Below are 16,005 nucleotides of genomic sequence, written 5' to 3'. Positions count from 1 at the left end.
ACCGCTCGCGCTCGCGGCCCCGCCGCAGGCGCCGCGCCGCGCGGCGCCGCGCCCGGTCGCCCATGCCGCGGCGCGCACCTGGCGCGTGACCGTCGGCGGTGCCCGCGTGGCCCTGCGCGCGACCGAGGACGACCGTGGCCATCTGCGGGGGATCTCCTTCTCCGCCCCGCGCGAAGGTGCCGCGGCCCGCGCGCTGCTGGAGGCGCTGGCCCAGGCGGTTTCGCTCGGCCTCACCCATGGCCTGCCGCTGACGGCCTTCGTCGAGGCCTATGCCTACAGTCCCGGCGCCGGCGGGGTGGTCGAAGGCGATGCGGCGATCCGCCGTGCCACCTCGGTGCTCGACTGGGCGTTCCGCCGGCTTGCGCTGGATTATCTCGGTCGCGGCGACCTGCCCGACCCGGCCGAGGAGGAGACGGCCATCGCTGCCCCCGCCCTCACCCAGCCGCCGCTGCTGCCGCTCGACCTGCCGGCGCAGCCGGCGCCGCGGCGCGGGCGGTCCTGGCGCCACGCCGCCTGAACTTCCGGCGCGGCGGGATCGCCGCGCGGTTTCCATACAAGGAGAGAGACCATGGCGGGACGCATCGAGCAGCGGCTGACGGAACTCGGCATTGCCCTGCCGACGCCGGCGGCGCCGATCGCCAACTACGTGCCCTTCGCCGTCACCGGTAAGCTGGTGGTGATCTCGGGGCAGATCCCGCTGCGCGACGGGGCCGTCGCCTACGCCGGCAAGGTCGGCGTGGACGTCACGCCCGAGCAGGGAAGGGAGGCGGCACGGCTCTGCTTCATCAACCTGCTGGCGCAGCTCAAGGCGGCGACGGGGGATCTCGACCGGGTGAGAAGCGTGGTGCGACTCGGCGGATTCATCGCCGCGCCGGCGACCTTCACGCAGCACGCGGCGGTGATGAACGGCGCCTCGGACCTCGCGGTGGAGGTTTTCGGGGATGCCGGGCGTCATGCCCGCTCGACGATCGGCGTGCCCTCGTTGCCGGCGGATGCGGCGGTGGAGGTCGAGGGCATGTTCGAACTCGCCTGATAGCCGGCGGGCCGCAGCACAAAGTCCATGTGCCGGGACGCGCGTGGACTACCTATGGTGGCATGTGTCGCGCGGGACACACTCGCCGTCGATAGCATGGTTAACGTCTTGTGAAGATGGTTTTCGGACGGCTGCTATATATTGGCAGTCGGCACCGGCTGGGTGTTTGACGGCGTGCCAGGGGGGCCGGGGGTGGCTGATCGCCCCCATTGGGTTTCGGGTGTGCCAGGGGGCTGCCGGCAATGGTGCTTGGAGTTCTGGCGGTCTTGATCGGTCTCGGCGCCGCCGGCTTTGGGGCCTATATCGGGTTCGGCTCCCAGGGCATGACGGTATCGCTGCCGGCCGGCCTGCCTGCGATGGAACCGGAGACCGTCGCCGTCCTCATGTTCGTGTGCGGCGCAATTGCCATGCTGCTCGGGGCGATCAGCATCCACCGCGCGAACGACTACGTGTAGCCGCGCGCCGCCGGGCGGGACGCATGCGACGCATGCGTGTCTCGCTTGCACCTGCCGCGGCATGACCGACATTGGTCGGCATGCCCGACGGATCGCCGCCCCTTTCGCTCAGCCTGCACCCACGCATCGCCGAGATCCCGATCGCCGAGTGGGATGCCTGCGCGGGCGGCAATCCCTTCGTCAGCCATGCCTTCCTCTCCGCCCTCGAGGACAGCGGCAGCGCCGTGCCGGAACGCGGCTGGCTGCCCCAGCACGCGGCGCTGCGCGACGCGGCCGGCCGGCTGGTGGCCTGCGCGCCCTGCTATGCGAAGTTCCATTCCCAGGGCGAATACGTCTTCGACCACGGCTGGGCCGATGCGCTGGAGCGCGCCGGCGGGCGGTACTACCCGAAGCTGCAGGTCTGCGTGCCCTTCAGCCCGGTGCCCGGGCCGCGGCTGCTGCTGCGGCCGGATGCCGGCGTGCCGACCGCGGCGCTGGCGCAGGGACTGGTGCAGGCCTGCCGGGCGGTCGAGGCTTCCTCCGTCCATGCCACCTTCTGCACGGCGGCGGAGTGGGACGCCCTGGGCGAGGCCGGCTGGCTGCAGCGCCTCGGCACCCAGTTCCACTGGTCCAACCCGGGCTACGGTCGCTTCGACGATTTCCTCGGCGCGCTGGCGTCGCGCAAGCGCAAGGCGCTGAGGCGCGAGCGCCGCGAGGTGCAGGCGGCGGGGCTCACGCTGCGATGCCTGCGCGGGGCGGAGATCACCGACCGCCACTGGGCCGCCTTCCATCGCTTCTACCGCAGCACCACCGACAGGAAGTGGGGCCGCAGCGCCTATCTGACCAGGCGCTTCTGGCCGATGCTGGGCGAGAGGCTCGGCGACGCCGTCGTGCTGATGGTTGCCGAGCGCGACGGGGAGCCGGTGGCCGGCGCGCTGAACCTGGTGGGGCGCGACGCGATCTACGGCCGCAACTGGGGCGCCGTGGTCGACGTCCCGTTCCTGCATTTCGAGCTCTGCTACTACATGGCCATGGACTTCGCGATCGCGCACGGCATCGGTCGCGTCGAGGCCGGCGCGCAGGGCGAGCACAAGATCCAGCGCGGCTACCTGCCGGTGCCGACCTATTCGGCGCACTGGATCGCGCATCCGGGCCTGTCGCGCGCGGTGGAGGAATTCCTCGCACGGGAACGACCGGCCATGTTGCGGGAGATCGAGATGCTCGCCACCCTCTCACCCTTCCGCAAAGGGTGCGAGGACTGATGCGCATCGCGATCGAGGATCCGGACCAGCCCGAGATCCGCGCCATGCTGGCAGCCGGCGAGGCCAACAGCGCCGCCCTCTACCCGGCCGAGAGCAACCACCATCTGCCGCTCGACGCGCTGCGCGCGCCCGGCGTGCTGTTCCACGTGGCGCGCGACGCGGCGGGCCGCGCGCTCGGCACCGGCGCGGTGGTGCTCAAGGGCGACTGGGCCGAGGTGAAGCGCATGTGGACGGATCCGGCCGCGCGCGGCGGCGGTGTCGCCGGCGCGGTGCTGGCGGCGCTGGAAGCGGTGGCGCGGGCGCGTGGCGTGCGCGTGCTGCGGCTCGAGACCGGGGCGCGCAGCGATGCCGCGCTGGCGCTTTACCGCCGCGCCGGCTTCGTCGAGATCGGACCCTTCGAGGGGTACGCGCCTGACCCGCTCAGCGTCTTCTTCGAGAAGCGGATCGCCTGACCGGGCGGCGGTAGGAAGCGGCGCGCTTCCGCGATAGGCTCCGCGCCGTGCGTCTCGCCTATCTGCAACTCGCCCTCTCCATGGCGCTGGTCGGCGCCAACGTCGCGGTGGCGAAGCTGCTGGCGGAGGCATTGCCGATCGCCATGGTCGCCTTCCTGCGCTGCGCGCTGGCGATGCTGGTGCTGTGGCCGTTGGCGCGCTGGCTGGACGGGCCGGTTCGCGTTGCGCCGGACGTGCTGCGCAACCTCGCCCTGCAGGCCCTCTTCGGCACCGCGATCTACAATGCCGGGCTGCTCGCCGGGCTGCGGCTGACGACGGCGCTGGAAGGGGGCCTGGTCCTGGCGACGCTGCCGGCGGTGGTGGCGATCGGCGGGGCGCTGTTCCTGCGTGAGAAGCTGCCCACGCGGCAATGGGCGGCGGTCGCGCTGGCAGCGACCGGCATGGCGGCGATCACCCTGGCGCGGACGGCGGGCGGGGTGGCCGGCTCGGCGCTCGGCAACCTGCTGGTCTTCGGCGGGGTGCTGGGGGAGGCGACCTATGCGCTGCTGGCCAAGCGCATCGCCGGCCGCGTGCCGGTGATCACCGCGAGCCTTTGGATGCAGGCCTTCTCGGCTGCGGTGCTCGCCCCCTTCGCGCTGCCGGATATCGGCGCGGCGGCAACTCTGGCGGCGCCCTCGCTCGCGGGGCTGCTGCTGTTCCATTCGCTGACGGCGAGCGTGCTGTGCCTGCTGCTCTGGTACGCCGGGCTACGGCGCGTGCCGGCCGGCATGGCGGGCGTGTTCACGGCCTTCCTGCCAGGTACCGCGGCGCTGGTCGCGGTGACCCTGCTGGGGGAGGCCTTCACCGCGACGCATGCGGCCGGCTTCGCGCTGATGATGGGCAGCGTCGCGGTGGCGACCTGGCCGAGGCGCGGGGAGGGGAGATGAGGGCCTGGCTGGCGCGCAGCGGCGCCGCGCTGCTGGCGGAGGACCCCGCGGTGACGGCGGGGCTGCTCGCGGGGGCGCAGGCGGCGCGGGGCTATGCCGGCACGCCCGAACAGCAGGCGGCCTGGCAGGATGCCATCACGGCGCTGCGCGAGGCGCTGCGCATGGCAGGCGGCGCCGGTTGGACCGTCGCGCTCGAATACGATCTGCTGCGGCTGGAAAAGCGCGCCGACGCCGTGGTGCTGACCGACCGCGCCATCCTGGTACTGGAGTTCAAGCAGCAGGACAGGTCGCCGGCCGCGCTGGCGGAGGCCGAGGACTACGCGCTCGACCTGCGCGACTTCCATGCCGGCAGCCGGGCGCATCCCATCCTGCCGGTGCTGGTGACGGGCGGCGCATCCGGATTCACGCCGCTGCCGCAACTGCCGCTGCTGTGGCACGGCGTGGTGCCGCCGGTCGCCTGCGGCCCGGATGGGCTGGCAAGCCTGTTCGATTGGATGCAGGCCGTGGTCCCGGTCGGCGCGCCGCTCGACGGCGCGGCGTGGCTCGCCGCGCCCTATCGCCCCGTGCCGGGCATCGTCGAGGCGGCGACGATGCTCTTCGCCCGCCACGGCGTCGCCGAGATCGCCGAGGCGCGCGCCGATGCCGCCAATCTGCGCGAAACCTCCGAAGCGATCGCCCGTGCCGTCGCGCAAGCGCGGCGGGACCATGCCAAGCGCGTGGTCTTCGTCACCGGCATACCCGGTGCGGGCAAGACCCTGTGCGGGCTGAACACGGTCTTCGGCGCGGCGAGGCAGGAAGGCGCCGCCTTCCTGACCGGCAACGCGCCCCTGGTGGCCGTGCTGCGGGAGGCCCTGGCACGCGATGCCGCCCTGCGCCGCGGCACCGCCAAGGCCCAGGCGATGCGGGAGGTGAAGGCGGCGATCCAGAACGTGCACCGCTTCCTCGAGGATTGCGCGCTCGATCCCGCGCGCATCCCGCCCGAGCGGCTGATCGTCTTCGACGAGGCCCAGCGCGCCTGGGACGAGGCCAAGGCGCGCCGCGGCACGCAGAACCGCCCCGGCCGCCTGACCATGGGCGAGCCGGCCCATACGCTCGAGATCATGAGCCGCCACCCGGGCTGGGCGGTGATCGTCGCGCTGATCGGCAACGGGCAGGAGATCAACACGGGGGAGGCGGGTCTCGCCGAATGGGGCCGCGTTATCGCGGCCGATCCTCGCTGGGGGGCGGTGGCGACCGAGCGCGTGCTGTCGGGGGCCGATCCGCTGCAGCGGCTGGCCTCGGCTTGCCCGGCATGGCTGACCATCGACCCGGCGCTCGACCTCACCGTGCCGCTGCGCGCGCTGCGTGATTCCGCGGTCGCCGCCTGGGTCGAGGCGGTGCTTGCGAACGACCCCGCCGGTGCGGCGGCGATCGCGGCGGCGTCGGCGGATTTTCCGGTCTTCGTCACGCGCAGCCTCGATGCCATGCGTGACGCGATGCGCGGCTTCGCGCGCGGGCAACGCCGCGCGGGGCTGCTGCGTTCCTCCGGCGCGAAGCGCCTGCGCGCCGAGGGGCTGGCCGCGGAGGTGCCGGCCGAGGATGTGCCCGACTGGTTTCTCAACCGCTGGCCCGATGTGCGAGCCTCGGACGCGCTCGAGTCGGCGGCGACGGAATATGCCTGCCAGGGGCTCGAACTCGACGTCGCCGGTCTGGCCTGGGGCGGCGACCTGGTCCGCGACAACGCCGGCTGGGCGGCGCGGCGCTTTGCCGGCACGCGCTGGCAGGCGGAGCGCCGCGAGGCGCACTACGTCCTCAACACCTACCGCGTGCTGCTGACCCGCGCGCGGGGCGAGACGGTGATCTGGGTGCCGCATGGCAGCGCTGCCGGTCATCCCTTCCACGACGCCACCCGCGACGCCGCCGGGATGGACGCCATCGCCCGCTACCTGGATGCATGCGGCGCCCGTGCGCTCGGGCAGGCGCCGCCCGGCACGCCGCGCGCCGATGCCGCGACGCTGCTATGAAGCTTGCCATGCGCCGCATCCTTCTCGCCCTGCTCCTGCTCCTCGACCTGCCGGCCGACGCCGCCGAGCTGAAGATCGCCACCTGGAACATCGAGTGGCTGACCACCAAGCCGGCCGGCCACCCGGACCTGCCGGAGTCCGTGCGGCCGCGCTCGGCGACGGATTTCGCCAGGCTGCGCGCCTATGCCGACCGCCTCGCCGCCGACGTCGTCGCCCTGCAGGAGGTGGACGGCCCGCTCGCCGCCGCGCGTGTCTTCGATGCCACGCGCTACGACTTCCACTTCCCCGCCGAGACCGATACCCAGCGCGCCGGCTTCGCCTGGCGGCGCGGCCTCAGCGTCACGCGCAACCCGGATGTCTCGGCGTTGGACCTCGCGCCCCGTTCGCGGCGGTCGCTGCGCCGCGGCGCGGACATCACGGTGCGGGCCGGGGATGGCCCGCCGATCCGCCTGCTCTCGGTCCATCTCGACGGCGGCTGCGCCTGGGGCTCGGTGCGCGAGCCCAATTCGCGCGACTGCCAGAACCTCGGCCGCCAGGCGGAGATCCTGCGCGACTGGATCGCGGAACGCCGGCGCGAAGGGATCGCCTTCGCGATCCTCGGCGACTTCAACCGGCAGATCGGGCGTGGCGACGAATTCCTCGCCGTGCTGAACGAGGCGGCGCCGCTGGCGAGCCCGACCGAGGGGTTCAGCAACCCCTGCTTCGCGCAGGAAGGGCGGGCCCGGCGCTTCATCGACCATATCCTGCTGGGCGGTGCGGCACGCGACTGGCTGGTGCGCGACAGCTTTCGCGTCCTGCTCTACGCCGAGCGCGACCCGGCGATGCGCGACCGCATCTCCGACCATTGCCCGATCAGCGTGCGGCTCGACCCGCGCTGATGGCGACCTCCCCGGGCTTCGCCCGCATCACCCTGCCTCTCGCGGCGATCAACTTCCTCAACCAGGGCAACCGCGCGCTGGTGGCGACGATCGGGCCGCTGCTGGCGATCGAGTTCGGGCTGTCCGCCTCCGAGCTCGGGCTGCTCGCGGCGACCTTCTTCGCCGCCTATGCGGCGGCGCAGCTGCCGATCGGCGTGGCGCTCGACCTCCATGGGCCGCGGCGGGTGCAGAGCACGCTCGCGCTCGTCGCCGCGGCGGGCTTCGTCGTCAGCGCCCTGGCGCCGGATGTGCTGGTGCTCGGCTGTGGGCGGCTCATCACCGGGGTTGGCGTCGCCGCAGGGCTGATGGCGATGCTCAAGGCCAATACGCAATGGTATCCGAAGCACCGCGTCGCCGCGGTGACGGGGGCGGGGCTGTTCTTCGCGGGCCTCGGCGGCGTCGCGGCGACCGTGCCGGTGCAATGGGTGCTGCCGCTGCTGGGCTGGCGGGGCATCTTCGCCGTACTCGCCGTGCTCGCCGTGGCGGTCTCGCTGTGGATCCGCCTGGTGGTGCCGGATCGTCCGCCGGACGTGGTGGCGAGCGAGCGCCGCAGCCTGGTCCGGGAGATCGGCGAATTCGGCCGCATCTTCCGCGATCGTGGCTTCCTCCGCTTCCTTCCGGCGGTGATGGTGCTCTCCGCGCTCAACTTCACCTTCCAGGGGCTCTGGGCGGGGCCCTGGCTGCGCGATGTCGGCGGCATGGCGGACGGGCCGCGCGCGCTGGCACTGCTGATCTACGCGGCAGGGCTGGTGACGGGCAGCCTGGTGACGGGGCAGGCGGCGTCGCTCGCGCAGGCGCGCGGGTTCTCGGCGATGTTCGTCCCCTATCTCGGCATCGGCGGCGTCCTGGCGGCGCAGGCGGCGCTGGTGGCCGGGCCGTCCGGCTTCTGGGGGATCGCGGTGGTGTGGTTCCTGTTTTCCTTCTGCGGTTCGGTCGGTGTCGCCGGCTATGCAGCGATGGGGCAGGGCTTCCCGCCGGAGCTGCAGGGGCGCGTGGCCACCGCCATCAATTTCGCGATGCTGATCCTCGTCTTCGCGCTGCAGACGGGGATCGGGGCGATCATCGATCTCTGGCCGCGCACGGCTTCGGGCGGGTGGGATCCGACGGGCTACCGCGTCGCGCTGTCGATGACGTTCCTGTTGCAGGCCGGCACCGCGCTGTGGATCGTGGTCGCGCCACGCGGGAGGGCGGGATGATCGACAGGCGCACCGTGAAGCTTCTGAACCGCTGCCGGGTGACCGCTGGCAAGGGCTTCCGCCTGAAGGACCGCGACCCCGCGGACACCGCGGGTCTGGAACTCGAGAAGGACCATGCGGCCGAGTTGCTGCAGAAGGGCGTCGATCGCCTGTCCGAACTGCAAGACATGCTCTACGCCCAGGACCGCTGGTCGGTGCTGTGCATCTTCCAGGCGATGGACGCGGCCGGGAAGGACGGCGCGATCAAGCACGTCTTCTCCGGCGTGAACCCGCAGGGCTGCCAGGTGCATTCCTTCAAGGCGCCGACCCCGGTCGACCTCGACCACGATTTCCTCTGGCGCCATTCCACCGCGCTGCCCGAGCGCGGGCGCATCGGCATCCACAACCGGTCCTGGTACGAGGAAGTGCTGGTGGTGCGCGTGCACCCGGATCTGCTGGCCGGCGAGAAGCTGCCGCCGCGCCTGGTCGGCAAGCGCATCTGGGAGGAGCGGCTCGAGGATATCGCCGCCTACGAACGCTACCTCGCGCGGCAGGGCACGGTGGTGCTGAAGTTCTTCCTCAATGTCAGCCGGGCGGAGCAGAAGCGCCGCTTCCTCGCGCGCATCGAGGAGCCGGAGAAGAACTGGAAGTTCTCCGCCAACGACGTGGCGGAGCGGGCGCACTGGGATGCCTACATGGAGGCATACGACGCGGCGATCCGCGCCACGGCGGCACCGCACGCGCCGTGGTACGTGGTGCCGGCGGACCAGAAATGGTTCACGCGGCTGGCGGTGGTGGCGGCGATCGTCGAGGCGCTGGAAGGGCTCGACCTGCACTACCCGCGGGTGACGAAGGAGGAGAAGGCGGCGCTGGAGGTGGCGCGGAAGGCGTTGGTGTAATGCCGGCGGCACGAGTCACTGACTCGTGCGGAGGCCGCGAATGCGGCCTGCCGGCGATCCGCCAAAGCCAAGCAAGCCGGAAGTCCGCGCCCGGCGCCCGAGGGCACGAAAAGGCGGATGCCAGCAGTCGGGTATGGCGGCCGATGTATGGGGCGGCGTTCAACAGTTCAGGTAGCGGAACGCCGAGCCATAGGAGCGGGGCAACACCGGCGGACGCGTGTGCCGGCCGACGAGGTCATCCCATTCGGCGTCGCGCTGTCCGTCGAAGCAACAGGCAACGAAGGGATCGAAAGACGCTTCCGTGCCAAGGAAGGCCCGGCGCCGGTCGTCCAGATCGGCCCACCTCACCTGCTGTCGGCGGGCCGGGAGGCTGATCGTCCACGCTCCGCGGATGATGTTGCCGGCCTCGGCGAGGAGTAGCCGCGACGGCGGACGGCGTTCGTCGGGCCGGCACGTCCACCATTTCCGTGCTGCGTCCCAGAGGTTGTCGTAAGTGATGCCCTCGACCCAGGTGCGGCCGATGTTCACCACGATGGCCGCACGGTCGGTCTGCAGTGGCTCCGCGCCGTGGTCGGCAATGAGCCCTTCGAGCGATCGGATGCCGTCCTCCGTGCCGGCCCCGCGGACCTCGTTCAGCAGTTCGCTATGCCATCTCGACATGACATCGATGACGACCGCCTCCATCTCGGCGGCGGAGGTCCGACGGCCCAGGCGGTGACGGAGTATCCAGGCGCGCGGCTCGTTTCCCTCGCTGATGATGGCGCGGATACGGTCGAGCTTGGCGCTCGGCTCGTCGCCGGCGAGCGCGTCCCGCGCGTGATGCAGGACGCGATCACGAACGCCGCGGCCGACATAGAAGACCTTTCCGTCCCGCGGATCTTCGAGCGCATAGACGTACTCGCCCAGCGCTTCCTGAATCTCTATGGCCAGCGTGCGCGGAAGCATGACGCTCTCAGTCTTCCCCCGCCCGATCCAGCGCATGCAGCGCATAGGTGAAGGCCGCCCCCGCATTCAGCGCGATCGCCACCCCCAGCGCCTCCGCGATCTCCTGCTTCGTGGCCCCCGCCGCCAGCGCCTTGCGCACATGCGCGTCCATGCAGCCTTCGCATTTCGTCGTGATGGCGACGGCGAGCGCGATGAACTCCCGCGTCTTGGCATCGAGGTGCTGCGTCTTCGCCGCGCCGTTGTTCAGCGCCACGAAGCCCTTCACGATCTCCGGGTGCAGTTGCCCGAGCTCCTTGCCGCGCTCGCGCAGCGCAGCGGAGTAGGCGGACCAGTCCTTGATGGCGCTCATATGCGGCGTCCCCTGCCGTGCGGCGCGGGATCGCGCCGTCAGGCGGCCAGGATACCCGCCGCCGCGGCGCGTCGCACCCCCGCCGCCTCCATCTCGGCCCAGGCGCGCGCCAGGCTGCCGTCGAGGTCGATGGCGCGACACGCCTCCGCGATGACGGTCACGCCGAAGCCGAAGCGCCGCGCGTCCAGCGCCGTCCAGGCGACGCAGAAATCCGTCGCAAGGCCGCAGACATGCACCTCGGTGACGCCGCGCGCGTTCAGCCACCCGTCCAGGCCGGTGCGCGTCACGCGGTCGGCCTCGAGCAACGCCGAATAGGAATCCATCGCGCGATGGCAGCCCTTGCGCAGGATGAGCTGCGCCCGCGTGGTATCGAGGTCGTCATGCAGCGCCGCACCGAGGCTGCCCATGATGCAATGATCCGGCCACAGCACCTGCGGCCCGTAGGGCATATCGATGGTCTCGAAGGGCTGCCGGCCCGGATGCTGCGACGCGAAGGAAGTGTGATCCGCCGGGTGCCAGTCCTGCGTCACCACGACCGTCCCGTAATGCGGGACGATCGCGTTGATCAGCGGCACCACATCCTCGCCATGCGGCACGCCGAGCGCGCCGCCGGTGCAGAAGTCGTTCTGGACATCCACGACGAGCAGCGCCGTCGTGGCGGGATGCGTCATTCCACCTGCTCGGGCTCGCGCTCCGCGTCGCCTTCGCCTTCCTCGGGCTTGGGCAGCGCGGGCGGGGCCGCTTCCATGATGTCGAAGGTCAGCACCCCGTCCTTGAGGCCCACCTTCACCGCGCCGCCCTTGGCGAGCTTGCCGAACAGCAGCTCCTCCGCCAGCGGCTTCTTCACATGCTCCTGGATGATGCGGGCCAGCGGCCGCGCGCCGTAGAGCGGGTCGTAGCCGCGTTCCGCCAGCCATTCCTTCGCGGCCGAGGAGAGCTCGATCGTCACGTTGCGGTCGGCGAGCTGCGCCTCGAGCTGCATGACGAACTTCTCGACCACGCGGCCGACGATTTCGGGCGTCAGCGCCGCGAAGCCCACGACGGCGTCGAGCCGGTTGCGGAACTCCGGCGTGAAGAGGCGCTTGATCGCCTCCTCGTCCTCGCCGACCCGCGTCTCGCGTTCGAAGCCGATGGTCGGCTTCGCCATGTCGGAGGCACCCGCATTGGTCGTCATGATCAGGATGACGTTGCGGAAATCCACGGTCTTGCCGTTGTGGTCGGTCAGCTTCCCGTGGTCCATCACCTGCAGCAGGATGTTGAATAGATCCTGATGCGCCTTCTCGATCTCATCGAGCAGCAGCACGGCATGCGGGTGCTGGTCGATCGCATCGGTCAGCAGGCCGCCCTGGTCGAAGCCGACATAGCCCGGCGGCGCGCCGATCAGCCGGCTGACGCTGTGCCGTTCCATGTATTCCGACATGTCGAAGCGTATCAGCTCGATCCCCAGGGTCTTGGCAAGCTGCTTCGCCACCTCGGTCTTGCCGACGCCGGTCGGGCCGGAGAACAGGTAGTTGCCGATCGGCTTCTCCGGGTCGCGCAGCCCGGCCCGGGACAGCTTGATCGCGGCCGACAGTGCCTCGATCGCCTTGTCCTGCCCGAAGACCATGGCCTTCAGATCGCGCTCCAGGTTGCGCAACTGCTCCCGGTCGTCGGTCGAAACCGACTTCGGCGGGATGCGCGCGATCTTGGCGACGATGTCCTCCACGTCCTTCAGCGTCACGGTCTTCCGCCGCTTGCCCTCGGGCAGCAGCATGCGGGATGCGCCGACCTCGTCGATCACGTCGATCGCCTTGTCCGGCAGCTTGCGGTCGTGGATGTACTTCGCGGACAGCTCGACGGCGGCGCGGATCGCCTCCGGCGTGTAGCGCACCTTGTGGTGCTTCTCGTAGTTGGTCTTGAGGCCCTGGAGGATCTTCACCGCATCCTCGACCGTCGGCTCGTTGACGTCGATCTTCTGGAAGCGGCGGACCAGCGCGCGGTCCTTCTCGAAGTAGTTGCGGTATTCCTTGTAGGTGGTGGAGCCGATGCAGCGCAGCGTGCCCTGGGCGAGCGCCGGCTTCAGCAGGTTCGAGGCATCCATCGCGCCGCCGGAGGTCGCGCCGGCGCCGATCACCGTATGGATCTCGTCGATGAACAGGATCGAACCCGCCTGGTTCTCGAGTTCCTGCACCACGGCCTTCAGCCGTTCCTCGAAATCGCCGCGGTAGCGCGTGCCGGCAAGCAGGCTGCCCATGTCGAGCGCGAAGATGGTGGACTTGGCCAGCACCTCGGGCACGTCGCCCTCGACGATGCGCTTGGCGAGGCCCTCGGCGATCGCGGTCTTGCCCACGCCCGGATCGCCCACATAGAGCGGGTTGTTCTTGGTCCGCCGGCAGAGGATCTGGATGGTGCGCTCGATTTCCGGGTCGCGCCCGATCAGCGGGTCGATCTTGCCCTGCTGCGCCTTCTTGTTGAGGTTGACGCAGTAGTTCGACAGCGCGTCCTGGCCGCGCCCGGCGCGCGGCTTCTCCTCCTTCTCGCCGCTTTCCTCGGCGGCGGAAGGGGAGCCCTGCACCGGCCTCGGCTGCGACCGACCCGGCGCCTTGGCGATGCCGTGGCTGATGAAGTTCACCGCGTCGAGCCGCGTCATGTCCTGCAACTGCAGGAAGTAGACGGCGTGGCTCTCGCGTTCGGAGAACAGCGCGACCAGCACATTGGCGCCGGTCACCTCGTCGCGGCCGGAGGACTGCACATGGATCGCGGCGCGCTGCACGACGCGCTGGAAGCCGGCGGTCGGCTTCGGGTCGCCGCCACGCTCGGTCACCAGCCCGGCGAGGTCCTTGTCGAGGAACTCGGCCAGGTCCCGCTTCAGCCGGTCGAGGTCGACGCCGCAGGCGCGCAGCACGGTGGCGGCGTCCTGGTCGTCGCCCAGGGCGAGCAGCAGGTGTTCGAGTGTCGCGTATTCGTGACGCCGTTCGCTGGCCAGGGCCAGGGCCCGGTGGAGCGTCTGCTCGAGGTTGCGGGACAGCATATCAGTGACGCTCCCGTTTAGGTGACGCGCCGGCCTCGTTGGGCGTGCGCGTCACCGGGTATCCAGACGTGATGTGGGCCTCCCCGTGGGGTTCTGCGACCCCTGACCCCTATTCCTTCTCGATGGTGCACTGCAGCGGGTGCTGGTTCTGGCGCGCCAGATCCATCACCTGCGTGACCTTCGTCTCGGCGACCTCGTAGGTGAAGACGCCGCAGACGCCGACGCCGCGCCGGTGCACATGCAGCATGATGCGCGTCGCCTCCTCCCGGTTCTTCTGGAAGAAGCGTTCCAGCACGTGCACGACGAACTCCATGGGCGTGTAGTCGTCGTTGAGCATCAGCACCTTGTACATGGCGGGCTTCTTGGTACGCGGGCGCGTCTTGACGACGACCCCTGTCTGGGGGCCTTCGCCGCCGCCTTGCCCGCCGCCCGGGCGCTTGTCCTGATCGCTCATGGCGCAGAAGTGGTTTCCCTTGGCGCGGCCGGCAACGGGGCGGCGCCGCATGGCAGGATATCGGACGGCGCGGCCGGAGGTGAAGGCCCGACCGCGTTCCGGCAATAAAATGTGCCGGATGCTCCGAATTGGTTCACCGAAACGAAGAAAGGCCCGGCCCCCGGCCTGCCGCCGCTTTCGCGGGGCAGGTCCGGGAACCGGGCCCTTCAGGGACCGACCCCGCCGGGAGGGGAGGGGGTAGTGTGGCGGGGGCGGCCCGGTCCTCGATGCCTCAGGCCGCGAGCGGCTTGGACATCTTCTCCATCGCGACCGTCATGCGGGCGCTGATCGGCGCCACCGACTGCTCGGTCAGCTTGAAGACGGCTTCCTGCAGCTTCGCGGACTCGGCGACGGCCTTCTCCAGCGCGGCCTTGGCGAACTTCGCCTGGACCTCGGCGGCCTCGTTCAGGCTCTTCACGGCCGCCAGCGCCTTGGCGCTCTCGAGCGTGTGGTCGGTCAGGCCCTGGGCCAGCGCCATCGCCTGGCGCGCCAGGTCCTGCGTGCCGACCGCCCAGGTCTGCGCGGCCTTGGTGAAGGCCTCGACGTTGCCGCGGCCGAACTCGGCGGCTTCCTCGGCGGCCTTCATCAGGCCCTCGGCACCCTTCGACATCTGCTCCATACCCTTCTCCATCGCGGCGCGGGCCTGCGCCGCGCCTTCCGTCACGATCTTCTGCGCCTGGGCCGCGCCCTCGGCGGCAATCTTCTTCACGTCAGGCGTCTTGGTCTCAGCCATGGTCTCGTCCTTCTCCGTCTCGACGACGGGTGCCGCGGTGGCCCCGTTCCTCTTCGCCGCCCCGGGGGTCCGAGGCGCTTTGCTGCGCTGCAACATGCCCGTTTCGTAGACGGACTCGGATTCGGATCGCAAGCTTTTTTTGCACTGCACCATCACATGACGGGGGCGTGTCGGTTAGGTTGCGAAGCGCTTCATCAGCGGCAGATGGAACAAGGGTTTCTAAACCCTTGCCCAGCAAGGAACTCACCGCGCTTTGGTCTGGACGCTGCCGGCTCCCCTTGGCTATCTTGCCGCCGGCTGTGCTACGGCGCGCCCCCCGGGCGAACCGGGCAGAAGGGGGATTCCGCAATGACGCCTACCCGCGCCGCGGCGCGTGCGCCACGCCTCGACCTCGCGGTCGGCAAGGCGACCATGGCGTTTCTCCTGGCCATCGCCGCTTGGCTCATGCCGGCCCCGGCCGCGGCGCAGATCGGCAGCGACCGCTATTCGGCCATGGTGCTGGATGCCCGCAACGGCAATGTCCTGATCGCCGCCAATGCGGACGAGCAGCGCTACCCCGCCTCCCTCACCAAGATGATGACGCTCTACATGCTGTTCGAGGCCCTGCGCGAGGGCCGCGTGCAACTCAACACCGCCATCCGCATGAGCGAGGAGGCGGCCTCCCGCCCGCCCTCCAAGCTCGGCCTGCCGCCTGGCATGACCCTGACCGTCGAGCAGGCGATCCTTGCCCTGGTGACGAAGAGCGCCAACGACGTCGCTTCCGCGGTCGGCGAACATCTCGGCGGCAGCGAGGACCGTTTCGCCCAGCTCATGACCCTGCGCGCGCGGGCCATCGGCATGACGCGCACCACCTTCCGCAACGCCTCCGGCCTGCCGGACCCGGACAATGTCACCACGGCGCGCGACATGGCGACGCTCGGCCTGCGGCTGCTGCGGGACTTCCCGAACCGCTACCACTATTTCAGCACCGTCCACTTCGCCTGGGGACGGCAGATGATCCGCAACCACAACCGCATGCTCGGCGATTATGAGGGCGCGGACGGCATCAAGACCGGCTTCATCCGCGATTCCGGCTTCAACATCGTCACCTCGGCGATGCGGGATGGCGTGCGCCTGGTCGGCGTGACCATGGGCGGCTCCTCCTGGGTGGAGCGCGACCGGCACATGGGCGCGCTCATGGACCAGGGCTTCGCGCAGCTCGGCGTGGCGGCGCGGCCGCCCTCCTCCCTCATGGCCGGCGGCGGCGCGGTCGGCGCGGCGCGGGCCGCCACGGTGCGCGGCCGCGGCACGGTCGATCGCCGGGCCGTTGCCACCCGCTCGGCACCGACAAGGGCGCGTGTCGGCGCCGGCCAGGGCACCGCCGCCGCCTCGGCC

Annotated in this window: 17 protein-coding genes; 11 read left to right on the top strand and 6 right to left on the bottom strand. The window is 70.8% G+C overall.

Going from position 1 to position 16,005, the window contains the following annotated elements; all coding sequences use genetic code 11:
• The 10 genes from GXW74_RS27150 to GXW74_RS27105 all read left to right on the top strand — a co-directional run.
• Positions 1-517, top strand: a 517-nt coding sequence (locus GXW74_RS27150; RefSeq protein WP_456306998.1) for a TSCPD domain-containing protein, incomplete at its 5' end; no start/stop codon positions are given.
• A gap of 51 nt (positions 518-568) precedes the next feature.
• Positions 569-1,033 (top strand): RidA family protein, encoded by a 465-nt coding sequence (locus GXW74_RS27145; RefSeq protein WP_211849975.1) that lies wholly within the window; start codon positions 569-571, stop codon positions 1,031-1,033.
• Positions 1,034-1,299: 266 nt separating this feature from the next.
• Entirely contained in the window at positions 1,300-1,488 is a 189-nt protein-coding gene (locus tag GXW74_RS27140; RefSeq protein WP_211849974.1) for a hypothetical protein, read from the top strand.
• An 80-nt stretch (positions 1,489-1,568) separates the two neighbouring features.
• Positions 1,569-2,729, top strand: coding sequence for a GNAT family N-acetyltransferase (locus GXW74_RS27135; RefSeq protein WP_211849973.1), 1,161 nt, complete (start codon positions 1,569-1,571; stop codon positions 2,727-2,729).
• Positions 2,729-3,181, top strand: coding sequence for a GNAT family N-acetyltransferase (locus tag GXW74_RS27130; protein ID WP_211849972.1), 453 nt, complete (start codon positions 2,729-2,731; stop codon positions 3,179-3,181). The genes GXW74_RS27135 and GXW74_RS27130 overlap by 1 nt, the downstream gene beginning before the upstream one ends.
• A 47-nt stretch (positions 3,182-3,228) precedes the next feature.
• Positions 3,229-4,107, top strand: coding sequence for a DMT family transporter (locus GXW74_RS27125; protein WP_211849971.1), 879 nt, complete (start codon positions 3,229-3,231; stop codon positions 4,105-4,107).
• Positions 4,104-6,110: a DUF2075 domain-containing protein gene (locus GXW74_RS27120; RefSeq protein ID WP_211849970.1), complete on the top strand. Its 2,007-nt coding sequence runs from the start codon at positions 4,104-4,106 to the stop codon at positions 6,108-6,110. The genes GXW74_RS27125 and GXW74_RS27120 overlap by 4 nt, the downstream gene beginning before the upstream one ends.
• 8 nt (positions 6,111-6,118) lie before the next feature.
• Positions 6,119-6,988, top strand: coding sequence for an endonuclease/exonuclease/phosphatase family protein (locus GXW74_RS27115; protein WP_211849969.1), 870 nt, complete (start codon positions 6,119-6,121; stop codon positions 6,986-6,988).
• Complete coding sequence (locus GXW74_RS27110; protein ID WP_211849966.1) at positions 6,988-8,223, top strand: MFS transporter; 1,236 nt, start codon at positions 6,988-6,990, stop codon at positions 8,221-8,223. The genes GXW74_RS27115 and GXW74_RS27110 overlap by 1 nt, the downstream gene beginning before the upstream one ends.
• Positions 8,220-9,101, top strand: coding sequence for a polyphosphate kinase 2 family protein (locus tag GXW74_RS27105; RefSeq protein WP_211849965.1), 882 nt, complete (start codon positions 8,220-8,222; stop codon positions 9,099-9,101). Before GXW74_RS27110 ends, GXW74_RS27105 begins: the two co-directional genes overlap by 4 nt.
• Before the next feature lie 159 nt (positions 9,102-9,260).
• On the opposite strand, the gene GXW74_RS27100 is transcribed toward GXW74_RS27105, so the two are convergent.
• The 6 genes from GXW74_RS27100 to GXW74_RS27075 all read right to left on the bottom strand — a co-directional run bounded on the left by GXW74_RS27100 (position 9,261) and on the right by GXW74_RS27075 (position 14,631).
• Positions 9,261-10,046 (bottom strand): GIY-YIG nuclease family protein, encoded by a 786-nt coding sequence (locus GXW74_RS27100; protein ID WP_211849963.1) that lies wholly within the window; start codon positions 10,044-10,046, stop codon positions 9,261-9,263.
• Positions 10,047-10,053: 7 nt separating this feature from the next.
• Positions 10,054-10,386: a carboxymuconolactone decarboxylase family protein gene (locus tag GXW74_RS27095; RefSeq protein WP_338148354.1), complete on the bottom strand. Its 333-nt coding sequence runs from the start codon at positions 10,384-10,386 to the stop codon at positions 10,054-10,056.
• A gap of 47 nt (positions 10,387-10,433) precedes the next feature.
• Positions 10,434-11,066, bottom strand: coding sequence for a bifunctional nicotinamidase/pyrazinamidase (pncA, locus tag GXW74_RS27090; protein WP_211849959.1), 633 nt, complete (start codon positions 11,064-11,066; stop codon positions 10,434-10,436).
• Positions 11,063-13,405 (bottom strand): ATP-dependent Clp protease ATP-binding subunit ClpA, encoded by a 2,343-nt coding sequence (gene clpA, locus GXW74_RS27085; protein WP_211849957.1) that lies wholly within the window; start codon positions 13,403-13,405, stop codon positions 11,063-11,065. The genes pncA and clpA overlap by 4 nt, the downstream gene beginning before the upstream one ends.
• Positions 13,406-13,514: 109 nt before the next feature.
• Positions 13,515-13,859: an ATP-dependent Clp protease adapter ClpS gene (gene clpS, locus GXW74_RS27080; protein WP_211849955.1), complete on the bottom strand. Its 345-nt coding sequence runs from the start codon at positions 13,857-13,859 to the stop codon at positions 13,515-13,517.
• 271 nt (positions 13,860-14,130) lie between these two features.
• A complete protein-coding gene (locus GXW74_RS27075) occupies positions 14,131-14,631 on the bottom strand; it encodes a phasin family protein (protein ID WP_211849953.1) in 501 nt (166 codons plus the stop codon).
• A 348-nt stretch (positions 14,632-14,979) separates the two neighbouring features.
• On the opposite strand from GXW74_RS27075, the gene GXW74_RS27070 reads away from it, so the two are divergent.
• On the top strand, positions 14,980-16,005 hold a 1,026-nt coding region (locus tag GXW74_RS27070), incomplete at its 3' end, for a D-alanyl-D-alanine carboxypeptidase family protein (protein WP_211849952.1).

The organism is Neoroseomonas eburnea (genome assembly GCF_018129005.1).
Classification (GTDB): Bacteria; Pseudomonadota; Alphaproteobacteria; order Acetobacterales; family Acetobacteraceae; genus Neoroseomonas; species Neoroseomonas eburnea.
The sequence above is the reverse complement of the archived record's forward strand: the minus strand, read 5'-3'. Positions and strand labels throughout refer to the sequence as shown.

What these genes read in the sequence shown, in the direction of transcription:
- GXW74_RS27145 (WP_211849975.1), top strand. Translation starts at nt 569, where the DNA reads ATGGCGGGACGCATCGAGCAGCGGCTGACGGAACTCGGCATTGCCCTG.
- GXW74_RS27135 (WP_211849973.1), top strand. Translation starts at nt 1,569, where the DNA reads ATGCCCGACGGATCGCCGCCCCTTTCGCTCAGCCTGCACCCACGCATC.
- GXW74_RS27130 (WP_211849972.1), top strand. Translation starts at nt 2,729, where the DNA reads ATGCGCATCGCGATCGAGGATCCGGACCAGCCCGAGATCCGCGCCATG.
- GXW74_RS27120 (WP_211849970.1), top strand. Translation starts at nt 4,104, where the DNA reads ATGAGGGCCTGGCTGGCGCGCAGCGGCGCCGCGCTGCTGGCGGAGGAC.
- GXW74_RS27115 (WP_211849969.1), top strand. Translation starts at nt 6,119, where the DNA reads ATGCGCCGCATCCTTCTCGCCCTGCTCCTGCTCCTCGACCTGCCGGCC.
- GXW74_RS27110 (WP_211849966.1), top strand. Translation starts at nt 6,988, where the DNA reads ATGGCGACCTCCCCGGGCTTCGCCCGCATCACCCTGCCTCTCGCGGCG.
- GXW74_RS27105 (WP_211849965.1), top strand. Translation starts at nt 8,220, where the DNA reads ATGATCGACAGGCGCACCGTGAAGCTTCTGAACCGCTGCCGGGTGACC.
- GXW74_RS27100 (WP_211849963.1), bottom strand. Translation starts at nt 10,046, where the DNA reads ATGCTTCCGCGCACGCTGGCCATAGAGATTCAGGAAGCGCTGGGCGAG.
- pncA (WP_211849959.1), bottom strand. Translation starts at nt 11,066, where the DNA reads ATGACGCATCCCGCCACGACGGCGCTGCTCGTCGTGGATGTCCAGAAC.
- clpA (WP_211849957.1), bottom strand. Translation starts at nt 13,405, where the DNA reads ATGCTGTCCCGCAACCTCGAGCAGACGCTCCACCGGGCCCTGGCCCTG.
- clpS (WP_211849955.1), bottom strand. Translation starts at nt 13,859, where the DNA reads ATGAGCGATCAGGACAAGCGCCCGGGCGGCGGGCAAGGCGGCGGCGAA.
- GXW74_RS27075 (WP_211849953.1), bottom strand. Translation starts at nt 14,631, where the DNA reads ATGGCTGAGACCAAGACGCCTGACGTGAAGAAGATTGCCGCCGAGGGC.